The organism is Amycolatopsis sulphurea (genome assembly GCF_002564045.1).
GTDB classification, from domain to species: Bacteria; Actinomycetota; Actinomycetes; order Mycobacteriales; family Pseudonocardiaceae; genus Amycolatopsis; species Amycolatopsis sulphurea.
Genome location: NZ_PDJK01000001.1, coordinates 147,887 through 162,361 on the forward strand (window position 1 = coordinate 147,887; position 14,475 = coordinate 162,361).

14 protein-coding genes are annotated in these 14,475 nt (G+C 69.9%); all 14 read left to right on the forward strand.

The annotated features are described in order from the left end of the window. Positions 1-27 precede the first annotated feature (27 nt). The 14 genes from pyrR (at position 28) to metK (ending at position 14,394) form a co-directional block, all read left to right on the forward strand. Positions 28-624 (forward strand): bifunctional pyr operon transcriptional regulator/uracil phosphoribosyltransferase PyrR, encoded by a 597-nt coding sequence (gene pyrR / locus ATK36_RS00740; RefSeq protein ID WP_098509372.1) that lies wholly within the window; start codon positions 28-30, stop codon positions 622-624. Then, positions 621-1,568, forward strand: a complete 948-nt coding sequence (locus tag ATK36_RS00745; protein ID WP_098509373.1) for an aspartate carbamoyltransferase catalytic subunit — start codon at positions 621-623, stop codon at positions 1,566-1,568. The genes pyrR and ATK36_RS00745 overlap by 4 nt, the downstream gene beginning before the upstream one ends. Beyond that, entirely contained in the window at positions 1,565-2,890 is a 1,326-nt protein-coding gene (locus ATK36_RS00750) for a dihydroorotase (RefSeq protein WP_098509374.1), read from the forward strand. Before ATK36_RS00745 ends, ATK36_RS00750 begins: the two co-directional genes overlap by 4 nt. Beyond that, positions 2,890-3,393, forward strand: a complete 504-nt coding sequence (locus tag ATK36_RS00755) for a PH-like domain-containing protein (protein WP_098509375.1) — start codon at positions 2,890-2,892, stop codon at positions 3,391-3,393. Before ATK36_RS00750 ends, ATK36_RS00755 begins: the two co-directional genes overlap by 1 nt. Next, a complete protein-coding gene (gene carA / locus ATK36_RS00760; protein ID WP_098509376.1) occupies positions 3,390-4,523 on the forward strand; it encodes a glutamine-hydrolyzing carbamoyl-phosphate synthase small subunit in 1,134 nt (377 codons plus the stop codon). The genes ATK36_RS00755 and carA overlap by 4 nt, the downstream gene beginning before the upstream one ends. Beyond that, positions 4,523-5,725, forward strand: a complete 1,203-nt coding sequence (locus tag ATK36_RS00765) for an AAA family ATPase (RefSeq protein ID WP_098509377.1) — start codon at positions 4,523-4,525, stop codon at positions 5,723-5,725. Before carA ends, ATK36_RS00765 begins: the two co-directional genes overlap by 1 nt. Further along, entirely contained in the window at positions 5,722-6,348 is a 627-nt protein-coding gene (locus ATK36_RS00770; protein ID WP_098509378.1) for a DUF4276 family protein, read from the forward strand. The genes ATK36_RS00765 and ATK36_RS00770 overlap by 4 nt, the downstream gene beginning before the upstream one ends. After that, positions 6,348-9,677 (forward strand): carbamoyl-phosphate synthase large subunit, encoded by a 3,330-nt coding sequence (gene carB, locus ATK36_RS00775; protein WP_098509379.1) that lies wholly within the window; start codon positions 6,348-6,350, stop codon positions 9,675-9,677. Before ATK36_RS00770 ends, carB begins: the two co-directional genes overlap by 1 nt. After that, positions 9,674-10,516 carry an orotidine-5'-phosphate decarboxylase gene (gene pyrF / locus ATK36_RS00780; RefSeq protein ID WP_098509380.1) on the forward strand — a complete coding sequence of 281 codons (843 nt, stop codon included), beginning with the start codon at positions 9,674-9,676 and terminating at the stop codon, positions 10,514-10,516. The genes carB and pyrF overlap by 4 nt, the downstream gene beginning before the upstream one ends. 107 nt (positions 10,517-10,623) lie before the next feature. Continuing rightward, a complete protein-coding gene (gene mihF / locus ATK36_RS00785) occupies positions 10,624-10,941 on the forward strand; it encodes an integration host factor, actinobacterial type (protein ID WP_003096398.1) in 318 nt (105 codons plus the stop codon). Next, on the forward strand, positions 10,938-11,600 hold the full coding sequence (gene gmk, locus ATK36_RS00790; protein ID WP_098509381.1) for a guanylate kinase: 663 nt from the start codon (positions 10,938-10,940) through the stop codon (positions 11,598-11,600). The genes mihF and gmk overlap by 4 nt, the downstream gene beginning before the upstream one ends. 5 nt (positions 11,601-11,605) lie before the next feature. Continuing rightward, positions 11,606-11,875 carry a DNA-directed RNA polymerase subunit omega gene (gene rpoZ / locus ATK36_RS00795; RefSeq protein WP_098509382.1) on the forward strand — a complete coding sequence of 90 codons (270 nt, stop codon included), beginning with the start codon at positions 11,606-11,608 and terminating at the stop codon, positions 11,873-11,875. Next, the gene (gene coaBC / locus ATK36_RS00800) at positions 11,868-13,094 is read left to right on the forward strand and encodes a bifunctional phosphopantothenoylcysteine decarboxylase/phosphopantothenate--cysteine ligase CoaBC (RefSeq protein WP_170069531.1); all 1,227 of its coding nucleotides are present in this window, start codon (positions 11,868-11,870) and stop codon (positions 13,092-13,094) included. Before rpoZ ends, coaBC begins: the two co-directional genes overlap by 8 nt. A 97-nt stretch (positions 13,095-13,191) precedes the next feature. After that, entirely contained in the window at positions 13,192-14,394 is a 1,203-nt protein-coding gene (metK, locus tag ATK36_RS00805; protein ID WP_170069532.1) for a methionine adenosyltransferase, read from the forward strand. Positions 14,395-14,475 lie beyond the last annotated feature (81 nt).

Sequence of the window (14,475 nt, forward strand, 5' to 3'; positions counted from 1 at the left end):
CCGGAGAGGCGGGGAAGGAGGTCCGCCTTGTCGTCACGTCCGCGTGGCGCGGCGGAGCCGGCGGGGCAGCGGGAGCTGCTCTCGGCCGGTGATGTCGCGCGCACGATAGCCCGGATGGCCCACCAGGTCATCGAGAAGACCGCCCTCGGGGCCGGTCCGCCCGAGAAGCACCCGGTGCTGCTCGGTATTCCCACCCGCGGCACCCCGCTGGCCGCCCGCCTGGCCGCCCGCATCGGCGAGTTCGCCGGTGCCGAGCCGCCGCACGGCGCCCTCGACATCACCCTGTACCGCGACGATCTGCGCCGCCGCCCGCCGCGCGCCCTTGAGCAGACGCAGCTGCCCGCGGCCGGCATCGACGACCGGGTGGTGATCCTCGTCGACGACGTCCTGTTCTCCGGCCGCACGATCGGCGCCGCCCTCGACGCGTTGCGCGACCACGGCCGCCCGCGTGCGGTGCAGCTGGCCGTGCTGGTCGACCGCGGGCACCGCGAGCTGCCGATCCGTGCCGACTACGTCGGGAAGAACGTGCCCACCGCGCGAGCCGAAGGCGTCTCCGTGCTGCTGTCCGAAACGGACGGCCGGGACGCGGTGCTGCTTCGCGCGCCGGAAGGAGAAACCCGGTGAAGCATCTGCTCGCCACCGACGGGCTGGACGCGGCCACCGCCACGGCCGTGCTCGACACCGCCGACGAGCTGAAGCACACGCTGCTCGGGCGCGAGGTGAAGAAGCTGCCGACGCTGCGCGGCCGCACCGTGATCACGTTGTTCTACGAGAATTCCACGCGCACCCGGGTGTCCTTCGAGATCGCCGGGAAGTGGATGAGCGCGGACGTGATCAACGTGTCCGCGTCCAGCTCCTCGGTGAACAAGGGCGAGTCGTTGCGGGACACCGCGCTCACCCTCGCGGCCGCAGGAGCCGACTGCATGATCGTCCGGCACCCGGCATCCGGCGCCGCGCACCGGTTGTCCGGCTGGCTCGCCGAGGCCGGTACTTCGGTGGTCAACGCGGGCGACGGCACGCACGAGCACCCGACGCAGGCTTTGCTCGACGCCGCCACGCTTCGAGAGCGTCTCGGCAGCCTGCAGGACCGCCGGATCGCGATCGTCGGCGACGTGCTGCACAGCCGCGTGGCGCGGTCCAACATCCACCTGCTGACCACGCTCGGCGCCGAAGTCGTGCTCGTCGCCCCGCCGACGCTGCTTCCGGTCGGCGTCGACAAGCTGCCCGTCACGGTGTCGCACGACCTCGACGCCGAGCTGCCCGCGGTCGACGCGGTGATGATGCTTCGCGTACAGGCTGAGCGGATGACTGGCGGGGGCCCAGGACAGAGTTTTTTCCCGTCGGCGCGCGAATACTCGATCTCCTACGGCCTCTCCGAGCGGCGTCAAGCGCTGCTCCCGGAGCACGCCGTGGTGCTGCACCCCGGTCCGATGCTGCGCGGGATGGAGATCGCGCACGCGGTCGCCGATTCTCCCGCTTCGGCTGTGACTGAACAGGTCCGCAACGGCGTACACGTGCGCATGGCGGTCCTGTACCACCTCTTGGCCAGTGAAGGAGCCGCTGCATGACCGCCGACGTACGTCCTCCCGCGGAGGCGGTATCGACCGCCTTGGTGATCAAGGGCGCCCGTCCGTACGGCGAGGGGGAGCCGGTCGACGTTCTCGTGCGGGACGGGGTGATCGCCGAGATCGGCTCGGTCACCGTGCCCGAAGGCGCGGAGGTGATCGAGGCCGCGGGACAGGTGCTGCTGCCGGGGTTCGTCGACCTGCACACGCACTTGCGCGAGCCGGGGCGGGAAGACACCGAGACCGTCGAAAGTGGTTCCGCCGCGGCCGCGCTGGGCGGCTACACCGCGGTGTTCGCCATGGCCAACACCGACCCGGTGGCGGACAACGCGCTGGTGACCGATCACGTGTGGCGGCGCGGGCAGGAAGCCGGGCTGGTCGACGTACACCCGGTCGGCGCGGTCACTGTCGGGCTCAAGGGCGAGAAGCTCGCCGAGCTGGGCACGATGGCGAAGAGCGTCGCGGGCGTACGGGTGTTCTCGGACGACGGCGTGTGTGTCGCCGACCCGCTGCTGATGCGGCGCGCGCTGGAGTACTCCACGGCGCTCGACGCGGTGATCGCACAGCACGCCGAGGAGCCGCGGCTCACTGTCGGCGCGCAGGCGCACGAAGGCGAACAGGCGTCCCGTCTCGGCTACCCGGGTTGGCCCGCGTCGGCGGAAGAGTCGATCGTCGCGCGCGACTGCCTGCTCGCGCTGCACGCGAACGCGCGGCTGCATGTCTGCCACGTCTCCACTGCGGGTACGGTCGACGTGCTTCGCTGGGCGAAGGAACGCGGTACCAAGGTGTCCGCCGAAGTGACTCCGCACCACCTGTTGCTCACCGACGATCGTCTCGAAACCTACGACCCGGTCAACAAAGTCAACCCGCCACTGCGCACCGGCAGCGACGCGGAACGGCTTCGCGCGGCGCTGGCCGAGGGCGTCGTCGACTGCGTCGCCACCGATCACGCGCCGCATGCCCCGCAGGACAAGGACACCGAGTGGAACGCGGCGCGGCCCGGCATGCTCGGCCTGCAGACCGCGCTGTCGGTGGTCGTGGAGACCATGGTGAAGCCCGGCCTGCTCGACTGGCGCGGCGTGGCCCGGGTGATGAGCGAACGCCCCGCCGAGATCGGCAATCTGCCCGAGCACGGCCGCCCGCTCGCCACCGGGGAACCCGCTAACCTGACGCTGGTCGACCCGGCGGCGGAGTGGACCGTGCGCGGCGCCGAGCTGGCCAGCATCGCGGCCAACACCCCGTACGAGGGAATGCGGCTGCCCGGCGTGGTGACAGCGACCCTGCTGCGCGGGCGGATCACTGCGCGGGAAGGGAAGATCCGCTGATGGAGCGCTTCTGGCTCGTGCTGGCGATCGTGGTTTTCTTCCTGCTCTGCCTGTACGGCATGTGGCTGGGCTGGCGGCGCAAGTCCCGGTCGCAGAGCGCCTGGGTGCCGCCGTTCCCGGAGGTTCCCGCGGAGCCGGGCGAGGTCGTGCTGGAGTCCACGGGGCTCTACCTCAGCACCACCATCGCGGGCAGCTGGCAGGACCGCGTGGTGACCCGCGGCGCCGGGCTGCGCACTGGCGCGGTGTGGCGGCTGCACCCCGAAGGCGTCGCCGTGGAACGCGGCGGCGCACCCGACTTCTGGATCCCGCGCGCGGCGATCACCGGCGCGCGCCGCGATTCCCGCATCGCGGGCAAGGTGATGGGCACCGACGCGCTGCTCGTGCTCACCTGGCGGCTCGGCGAGCTGGAGCTGGACACCGGGTTCCGCGGCGACGACCTCGAAGACTATCCACAATGGATTGACAAGCTTTCCCCCCACGACATCAAAGGAGGTGCCCAGTGAGCACCGCGAACGGCACCCGCGGCCCGGCCGCGCTGGTTCTGGAAGACGGCCTGATCTTCCGTGGCGCGGCCTACGGCGCCCGCGGGCGGACGCTCGGCGAGGCGGTGTTCTGCACCGGGATGACCGGCTATCAGGAGACCCTCACCGATCCGTCCTACCACCGGCAGATCGTGGTGCAGACCGCGCCGCAGATCGGCAACACCGGCTGGAACGACGAGGACGACGAATCGGCCCGGATCTGGGTCTCGGGGTACGTGGTCCGCGATCCCGCGCGCACGCCGTCGAACTGGCGCGCCACCCGCGGCCTGGACGACGAGCTGGTCCGCCAGGGCGTGGTCGGGATCTCCGAAGTGGACACTCGCACGCTGACCCGCCACCTGCGTGAGCGCGGGGCGATGCGGGCCGGGGTGTTCTCCGGCGAGGCGCTGGACACCGACGCGAAGATGGTCGAGCAGGTGCTGGCCGGCCCGCAGATGAAGGGCGCCGACCTGGCCGGCGAGGTCTCCACCGACCAGCCATACGTGGTCGAAGCCCGCGGCGGACGACGGTTCCGGGTGGCCGCGCTCGACCTCGGCATCAAGGCGAACACCCCGCGGCTGATGACCCAGCGCGGCATCGAGGTGCACGTGCTGCCCAGCCGCACCACCGCGGAGGAACTGCTCGCCCTGGCCCCGGACGGCGTGTTCCTGTCCAACGGCCCCGGCGACCCGGCCACCACCGAACACGCCACCGCGCTGACGAAAACCGTGCTGGAACAACGAATCCCGCTGTTCGGCATCTGCTTCGGCAACCAGATCCTCGGCCGCGCCCTGGGCCTGACCACGTACAAGATGCGCTACGGCCACCGCGGCATCAACATTCCGGTGATCGACGTGGCCACCGGCCGCGTGGCGATCACCGCGCAGAACCACGGCTTCGCCCTCGAAGGCGAGCCGGGGCAGCGCTTCGATTCGCCGTACGGCGCCGCGCAGATCAGCCACTACTGCCCGAACGACGACACGGTGGAAGGTGTGCGTGCGTTTGACGTGCCGGCGTTCTCGGTGCAGTACCACCCTGAGGCCGCGGCTGGTCCGCACGATGCGGCGCCGTTGTTTGACGAGTTCGTGAAGCTCATGGAGAAGAAGGCCTGATGACCGCGTCGGGCGGGTCGAAACCGGCGATCGAGCGCCTGCACATCCGCAATTACCGGGTGCTCCGCGACGTGACCTTCGAGACGCTGACTCCGTTGACAGTCCTTTTCGGACCGAACGGCAGCGGCAAGTCGACGGTCTTCGACGTCTTCGCCTTCCTCCACGAGGCCTTCACCACCAACCTGCGCCGGGCCTGGGACGGGCGGAATCGGATCGCCGAGATCCGGAGCCGGGGTGCCGAAGGCCCGGTGGAGTTCGAGCTGAAGTACCACGATCCCAGTACGAATCGGCTCATCACCTACCAGCTGGCGATCGATGAGGAATCGGGCTCGCCGGTGGTGGAGCGCGAACTCTTGCGGTGGACTACGAACCCGGGCCAGGGGCGGCCGACCGAGATCTTGAAGTTCTCGCGCGGCGAAGGTGCGGTCTACGACGAGCAGGCGGGCGCCAAGAGCCCGGAGCGGCTGGACAGCGCCGATCTCCTGGCCGTCAGCAGCCTCGGGCAGCTGAGCAGGTATCCGCAGGTCGCTGCCCTGCGGCGGTTCATCACCGGCTGGTACCTGTCCTATCTGAACATCGACCAGGTCCGGCAGCAGCCGATGGCGGGTCCCCAGGAGAAGCTGTCGGTCACCGGTGACAACCTGGCCAACGTCATCCAGTACCTGGCCGATCGCCATCCCGAGCGGTTGCAGGGCATCTTCGACGTCCTGAGCCAGCGGATACCGGGTCTGGAACGAGTCGATTCGGAGCAGATGCCGGACGGCAGACTGCTTCTGCGGCTCAAGGACCGGCCGTTCGACACGCCGATGCTGGCCAAGTTCATCTCCGATGGAACGTTGAAGTTGCTGGCCTACCTGACGGTGCTCTTCGATCCCGCCCCGGCACCGATCGTCGGCATCGAGGAACCGGAGAACCAGCTGCATCCGAGGCTGCTCTACCCGCTGGCCGAGGAGGTTCGCGCCGCTTCGGCGGAGAGCCAGATACTGGTGACGACGCACTCCCCGTACTTCGCGGATGCTCTCCGTCCGGAAGAGATGTGGGCGCTTTACCGCGATGAGGACGGCTTCACCCAGTGCTCGCGTGCGTCCGAGAACCGCCGGCTGATGGCGATGGTCGATGCCGGCGGGTCGTTGGGCAGCCTGTGGATGGAGGGCTACTTCGGGGTCGGGGATCCCTTGACTAGATCTGGGCGACCGATATGAACCTCGGTCCGCTGACCCTCGACGTACTGGTGGAAGAGCCGTCCGCGAAAGCGGCATTGGCGCACCTCGTCCCGAAGATCGTGCCCGGCGTCGCCTTCCAGGTCATCGGCTTCCAGGGCAAGACGACGATGCTCAAGGAGCTTCCTCAGCGGTTCGCGGGGTATGCGGCCCGAGTTCGGTGGGAGAAGGTGAAGGTCGCCGTCCTCGTCGATCGAGACGAGGAGAATTGCCGTGAACTCAAGGACCGGCTCCTGACGATGGCCAAGGACAAAGGGCTCACCGCCGTTTCGGCTTCCGCTGACCCGGACGTCCTGATCAGGATCGTCATCGAAGAACTGGAGTCGTGGTTCTTCGGTGACGTTCCCGCACTGCGTGCCGCTTATCCGCGGGTTCCGGCCTCGTTGCACAAGCAGCAGCCGTTCCGGGATCCCGACCGGATCGCCGGTGGGACCTGGGAGAGGCTGGGACAGGTGCTCGCCGCGCGTGGTTATCACCGGTCCGGATTGCAGAAGCTGCTCCTGGCATCCGACATCGCCCCGCACATGGACGTAGAGAACAACCGCTCCGCAAGCTTCCAGGCCTTCCGTGATGGTCTGCGGCGCCTGGTGAAAGAAGGAAACTGATGCCCAAACGGACGGATATCCGGCACGTGCTGGTGATCGGCTCCGGGCCGATCGTGATCGGGCAGGCCGCCGAGTTCGACTACTCGGGGACGCAGGCCTGCCGGGTGCTGCGCGGCGAAGGGCTGCGGGTGAGCCTGGTGAACTCCAACCCGGCCACCATCATGACCGACCCCGAGTTCGCCGACGCCACCTACATCGAGCCGGTCACGCCCGACTTCGTGGAGAAGGTGATCGCGGCAGAAAAGGACGCGGGGCGGCCGGTCGATTGTCTCTTGGCCACGCTCGGCGGGCAGACCGCGTTGAACTGCGCGGTGGCTCTGCATGAGCGGGGCGTGCTGGAGCGCTACGGCGTGGAGCTGATCGGCGCGGACATCGACGCCATCCAGCGGGGTGAGGACCGGCAGAAGTTCAAGGACATCGTGCGCACGATCGGTGGCGAGGTGCCGCGCAGCCGGGTGTGCCACGACATGGCGGAGGTCCGCGAGACGGTCGCCGAGCTGGGGCTGCCGGTGGTGATCCGGCCTTCGTTCACCATGGGCGGGCTCGGTTCGGGGATGGCGCACACGGCCGCGGACCTGGAGCGGCTGGCCTCCACGGGCCTGGCCGAGTCGCCGGTGACCGAGGTACTCATCGAGGAGAGCGTGCTCGGCTGGAAGGAATACGAGCTTGAGCTGATGCGCGACAAGCACGACAACGTCGTGGTCGTGTGCTCGATCGAGAACGTGGACGCGATGGGCGTGCACACCGGCGACAGCGTCACGGTGGCGCCGACGATGACCCTGACCGACCGCGAGTACCAGCAGATGCGCGACGTCGGCATCGCGGTGCTGCGCGAGGTCGGCGTGGACACCGGCGGCTGCAACATCCAGTTCGCGTTCAACCCGGACGACGGCCGGATGGTCGTCATCGAGATGAACCCGCGGGTGTCGCGCAGCAGTGCGCTGGCCTCGAAGGCGACCGGGTTCCCGATCGCCAAGATCGCCGCGAAGCTGGCGATCGGCTACACCCTCGACGAGATCCGCAACGACATCACCGGCGAGACCCCGGCGGCGTTCGAGCCTGCTTTGGACTACGTCGTGGTGAAGGTGCCGCGGTTCGCCTTCGAGAAATTCCCCGGCGCGGACCCGACGCTGACCACCACGATGAAGTCGGTCGGCGAGGCGATGTCCTTCGGCCGCAGCTTCCCCGAGGCGCTCGGCAAGGCGATGCGCTCGATCGAGACCAAGGCCACCGGGTTCTGGACGCAGCCCGATCCCGGAGGCGTCACCCTGGAGTCCACTTTGGACGACCTGCGGGTGCCGCACGAGGGGCGGCTGTACGAAGTGGAGCGTGCGCTGCGGCTCGGCGCCACGGTCGAGCAGGTGCACGAGGCGTCCGAGATCGACCCGTGGTTCATCGACCAGATCGCGCTGATCGGCGAGGTCGGCGCGGAGGTCCGCGAAGCGCCGGTGCTGGACGGCGACCTGCTGCGCCGCGCGAAGCGCACCGGCCTGTCCGACCGGCAGATCGCGGCGCTGCGTCCGGAGCTGGCCGGCGAAGACGGCGTACGCACGCTTCGGCACCGGCTCGGCGTACGGCCGGTGTTCAAGACCGTGGACACCTGCGCCGCGGAGTTCGCCGCGAAGACGCCGTACCACTACTCGGCTTACGAGACCGATCCCGCGGCCACTTCGGAGGTCGCGGCGCAGGGTGACAAGCCGAAGGTGCTCATCCTCGGCTCCGGCCCGAACCGGATCGGGCAGGGCATCGAGTTCGACTACTCCTGCGTACACGCGGCGATCGCGTTGCGGGAGGCCGGATTTGAAGCCGTGATGGTCAACTGCAACCCGGAGACGGTGTCCACCGACTACGACACCTCCGACCGGCTGTATTTCGAGCCGCTGTCCTTCGAGGACGTACTCGAAGTGGTGCATGCGGAGCAGCAGTCGGGCACCGTCGCGGGCGTCATCGTGCAGCTGGGCGGGCAGACGCCGCTCGGGCTCGCGGAGCGGCTCGCCGACGCCGGGGTGCCGGTGGTGGGTACGCCGCCGGAGGCGATCAACCTGGCCGAGGACCGCGGCGCGTTCGGCGAAGTGCTGCGAAACGCCGGGCTGCCCGCGCCGAAGTACGGCACCGCGACGTCGTTTGAAGGTGCGAAGCGGATCGCGGACGAGATCGGCTACCCGGTGCTCGTACGGCCGTCGTACGTGCTCGGCGGGCGTGGCATGGAGATCGTCTACGACGAGGAGACGCTGGCCGGCTACATCCACCGCGCCACCGAGGTCACGCCCGAGCACCCGGTGCTTGTGGACCGCTTCCTCGACGACGCGATCGAAATCGACGTCGACGCGCTCTTCGACGGCGACGACCTGTACCTGGGCGGCGTGATGGAGCACATCGAGGAGGCCGGCATCCACTCCGGCGACTCGTCGTGCGCACTGCCGCCGATCACGCTGGGCGCGCAGGATCTTGAAGCCGTACGTCGCTCCACAGAGGCCATCGCGCGCGGCGTCGGCGTACGCGGGCTGCTGAACGTGCAGTACGCGCTGAAGGACGACGTGCTGTACGTGCTGGAGGCCAACCCGCGTGCGTCGCGCACGGTGCCCTTCGTCTCGAAGGCCACCGCGGTGCCGCTGGCGAAGGCCGCGGCGCTGGTTATGACCGGCTCCTCGATCAAGGATCTGCGCGCTTCGGGCGTGCTGCCCGCAGAAGGCGACGGCGGGCGGATGCCGGCCGATTCGCCGGTTGCGGTCAAGGAAGCCGTGCTGCCGTTCCACCGCTTCCGCACGCCGGAGGGACACGGCGTGGATTCGTTGCTGGGCCCGGAAATGAAGTCCACCGGCGAGGTGATGGGCGTGGACGTGTCCTTCGGGCAGGCGTTCGCGAAGTCGCAGCACGGCGCGTACGGCTCCCTGCCGACCTCGGGCCGGGTGTTCGTGTCGGTGGCCAACCGTGACAAGCGGTCGATGGTGTTCCCGGTGAAGCGGCTGGCCGATCTCGGGTTCGAGATCCTCGCCACGACCGGCACCGCGGAAGTGTTGCGGCGCAACGGGGTTCCCTGCTCCAGCGTGCGCAAGCACTACGAAGGATCGACCGAGGCCGAGCCGAACATCGTGGACGTGATCCTCGAAGGTGGCGTGGACATGGTCATCAACACGCCCTACGGGAACAGCGGTCCGCGCGTGGACGGCTACGAGATCCGCACCGCCGCGGTGTCGCGGGACATCCCGTGCATCACCACGGTGCAGGGCGCTGCGGCGGCCGTACACGGCATCGAGGCGCTGATTCGCGGAGACATCGGCGTACGCAGCCTGCAAGACCTGCAGGCCGCTCTGAAGGCGACGTCGTGACCGTACGGTTCGGGGCACGGCTGGCGGCTGCGGTCGCCGCCCGTGGCCCGCTGTGCGCCGGAATCGACCCGCATCCGGGCCTGATCGAGTCGTGGGGCCTTCCGCTGGACGCCAGTGGGCTGGAACGGTTCGCCCTCGGCGCCGCGGAGGCGCTGGGCGCGGTCGTTTCGATCGTGAAGCCGCAGTCGGCGTTCTTCGAAGCGTTCGGCCCGGCGGGCGTGGCGGTGCTGGAGCGCGTCATCGACACCGTGCACGACGCGGGCGCGCTGGTGCTGCTCGACGTGAAACGTGGCGACATCGGCTCCACTATGGCCGCGTACACCGCCGCGTACGTGGCCGAAAAGGCAGCATTTACGGCCGATGCGGCCACAGTTTCGCCGTATTTGGGTTTCGGGTCGCTCGACTCGGCCGTAGCAGCAGCACGTGAAGCGGGCAATGGGCTGTTCGTGCTTGCACGGACGTCGAATCCCGAAGCGCATGCGTTGCAGAGCGCGCGGCTGCCGGACGGCCGTACGGTGGCTCAGAGCGTCGTGGACGCGGCCGCGGAGCACAACGCAGGGGTGGAGCCTTACGGCGACGTCGGCGTGGTCGTAGGGGCGACCGTGGCGCCCGGAGAAGTGGATCTGGCGCGGCTCAACGGCCCGGTGCTGGCACCCGGGTTCGGCGCGCAGGGCGCGACAGTGGCCGATCTGCACGCGGTGTTCGGCCCTGACCTGCCCGGACTGCTGCCCGCTTCGTCCCGCGAGTTGCTGCGCCACGGACCGGACGCGGACGCGTTACGCCGTGCGGCGCAACGCGTTGCCGACCAGCTGGCGGGAATGCGGGAAAACGGCCTTTAGCAGGCCCCGAAATCCCGTTGTAGCGGCCACCCCCGCATTGTGGCCCCTGCTCAGGGGTGGGTACCGTCGCGTCACCCACCCAGATGTGAGAACTACCGGAGGAAAACGTGGCACTTCCCCAGCTGACAGAGGAACAGCGTGCTGCGGCGCTGGAGAAGGCCGCCGCCGCCCGCCGCATCCGTGCTGAGCTGAAGGAGCGGCTGAAGCGGGGCGGTACCACTCTGGTCGACGTGCTGAAGCAGGCCGAGGAGAACGAGGTTCTCGGCAAGATGAAGGTGTCGGCCCTGCTCGAGGCGCTCCCCGGCGTCGGCAAGGTCCGCGCCCAGCAGACCATGGAACGACTGGAGATCGCCCCCAGCCGCAGGCTCCGCGGGCTCGGCGACCGGCAGCGCAAGGCACTGCTGGCCGAGTTCAGCGGCGAGTGAGCGGCGCCGGTCGGGACCACCCGGTGACCCGGGGGACCGGCCACGACGGTGAGCCGGGGGCGAGAGAACTCTCCCGCCCCCGGCTCACCGTCGTCTCGGGGCCTTCCGGGGTCGGGAAGTCGAGTGTGGTGGGGCGGCTGCGGCTGCTCGATCCGGACATCTACTTCAGCGTCTCGGTCACCACCCGGTCCCCGCGGCCGGGCGAGGTGGAGGGCAGTCACTACCACTTCGTGGACGGCGCGGAGTTCGACCGGATGGTCGCGCAGGGCCGGCTGCTGGAATGGGCCGAGTTCGCCGGCAACCGGTACGGCACCCCGCGCGAGCCGGTGGAGCGGGCACTCGCCGAAGGCCGCCCGGCGGTGCTGGAGATCGAACTGCAGGGCGCGCGGCAGGTGCGCGCGGCGATGCCGGAGGCACGGCTGGTGATGCTGATGCCGCCGTCCTGGGACGAACTGGTCGGCCGGCTCACCGGGCGCGGCACCGAGGACGAGGCCGCGGTGCGCCGCCGGCTGGCCGAGGCGGAGCGCGAACTGGCCGCCGCCGGCGAGTTCGACGTGCGGCTGGTGAACGCCGACGTGGGGACGGCCGCGCAGCGGTTGCTAGACTTGATGACCGGTGGCGAACTCTCCGCCACCGCCATCCCGGACGATACGGAGTAGCACGAGTGGCTGTGCAACAGGCGACGCTGGAAGAGCTCGAAGGCATCACCAACCCGCCGATCGACGACCTGCTCGAGAAGGTCTCCTCGAAGTACGCGCTGGTGATCTACTCGGCCAAGCGGGCCCGGCAGATCAACGACTACTACGCGCAGCTCGGCGAGGGCCTGCTGGAGTACGTCGGCCCGCTGGTGGAGCCCGGTCCCCGGGAGAAGCCGCTGTCGATCGCGCTGCGCGAGATTCACGGCGGGCTGCTGGAGCACACCGAGGGTGAGTGACGCCCGGCCCAGGATCGTCTTGGGCGTCGGCGGCGGGATCGCCGCCTACAAGGCGTGCGAGGTCCTGCGGGGCCTCACCGAATCCGGGCACGACGTCCGCGTGGTGCCCACCGCCGCCGCGCTGAACTTCGTCGGCGCGGCGACTTTCGAGGCGCTGTCCGGGCATCCGGTGCACACCGGGGTATTCACCGACGTGCCTCAGGTGCAGCATGTCCGCGTCGGCCAGGAGGCCGACTTGGTGCTCGTCGTCCCGGCGACCGCGGACCTGCTGGCCAAAGCCGCGCATGGGCTGGCCGACGACCTGCTCACCACCACCCTGCTCACCGCCCGCTGCCCGGTCGCGTTCTTCCCGGCCATGCACACCGAGATGTGGGAGCACCCGGCCACCCGGGACAACGTCGCGCTGCTGCGCTCGCGCGGGAGCGTCGTCACCGAACCGGCCGCGGGCCGGCTGACCGGGGTGGACACCGGCAAGGGCCGGCTGGCCGACCCGGCCGAGATCGTCGACCTGGCCCGGTTGCTGCTCGAAGCGCCGCGGGCGCTGCCGCGGGACCTCACGGGCCTGCGCGTGGTGATCTCCGCCGGCGGCACCCGGGAGCCGCTGGACCCGGTCCGTTACCTGGGCAATCGCTCGTCCGGCAAACAGGGCTACGCGCTCGCCCGGGTCGCCGCGCAGCGGGGGGCAGCGGTCACGCTGGTCGCCGGGCACACCGACGCGCTGCCGCCGCCCGCGGGCGTGACTTTGCAGCGGGTGTCCACCGCGCTGGAGCTGCGGGCCGCGGTCCGCGCCGCGGCCGCCGAGGCCGACGTGGTGGTGATGGCCGCCGCGGTCGCGGATTTCCGGCCCGCCTCCCGAGCCGGCCACAAGATCAAGAAGTCCGACGACGCCCCGGATCCGGTCGTCACGCTGGACCGCAACCCGGACATCCTGGCCGAGCTGGTGCGCGAGCGCCGGGCCGGGCAGACGGTGGTCGGCTTCGCCGCGGAGACCGGCGACGAGCACGGCAGCGTGCTCGACCACGCGCGGGCGAAGCTGCGCCGGAAGGGCGCCGACCTGCTGGTGGTCAACGCGGTCGGCGACGGCAAGGCGTTCGGCACCGAGGACAATTCGGGCTGGCTGCTGGCCGCCGACGGCACCGAAGCGCCCATCCCGCTCGGGACGAAGGCCCGGCTGGCGGCCACATTGTGGGACGCGGTGGTGGTTTTGCGCTCGCGTTGACCGGCGGACGAGTTCCGCTCGGTAAGGTGGGTCAGGCAAACGGGGGGACCGGAGAGCGCTCTTCGGTACCGAGTCGAACCGAGGGAGTGGCGAAGTCGTGACTGGGTCCACGAAAAGACTGTTCACGTCGGAATCGGTCACCGAGGGTCACCCCGACAAGATCTGTGACGCGATCAGCGACTCGATCCTGGACGGGCTGCTCACGAAGGATCCGCGCAGCCGGGTCGCCGTCGAGACCCTGATCACCACCGGCCAGGTGCATGTGGCCGGTGAGGTGACCACCGAGGCGTACGCGGACATCCCGACCATCGTGCGGGACGTGATCCTGCGTATCGGCTACGACTCGTCGGCGAAGGGCTTCGACGGCAATTCGTGTGGTGTGAACGTGGCGATCGGCGCGCAGTCCCCGGACATCGCCCAGGGCGTCGACACCGCCTACGAGTCCCGGGTGGAGAGCGACGAGGACGAGATCAACCGGCAGGGCGCGGGCGACCAGGGCCTGATGTTCGGCTACGCCTGCTCGGACACCCCGGAGCTGATGCCGCTGCCGATCGCGCTGGCGCACCGGCTGTCGCGGCGGCTGAGCGCGGTCCGCAAGGACGGCGTGCTGCCCTACCTGCGCCCGGACGGCAAGACCCAGGTGACCATCGAGTACGCCGGGGAGCAGCCGGTGCGGCTGGACACCGTGGTGGTCTCCACCCAGCACGCGGACGGGATCGACCTCGAGCAGATGCTCGGCGTGGACGTCCGGCAGCACGTGGTGGAGCCGGAGCTGGCGGGCCTGGAGCTGGACACCACGGACTCGCGGCTGCTGGTGAACCCGACCGGCCGGTTCGTGATCGGCGGCCCGATGGGCGACGCCGGGCTGACCGGGCGGAAGATCATCGTGGACACCTACGGCGGTATGGCCCGGCACGGCGGGGGCGCGTTCTCGGGCAAGGACCCGTCCAAGGTGGACCGCTCCGCGGCGTACGCGATGCGCTGGGTGGCGAAGAACGTGGTCGCCGCGGGCCTGGCCGGGCGGGTCGAGGTGCAGATCGCGTACGCGATCGGCAAGGCCGCCCCGGTGGGCCTGTTCGTGGAGACCTTCGGCACCGAGACGGTGGACCCGAGCAAGATCCAGTCCGCCATCAGCGAGGTCTTCGACCTGCGCCCGGCCGCGATCATCCGTGACCTGGACCTGCTGCGCCCGATCTACGCGCCGACCGCGGCGTACGGCCACTTCGGCCGCCCGGATCTGGACCTCCCGTGGGAGAGCATCGCTCGCGCCGAGGCGCTGCGCTCCCTCGCCGGCGCCTGATCCCTCCGCTTTTGCTTGGCTGTGAAGGGGCCCTTCACGGACTCAGAGTCCGTGAAGGGCCCCTTCACAGCGTTCGGCAGC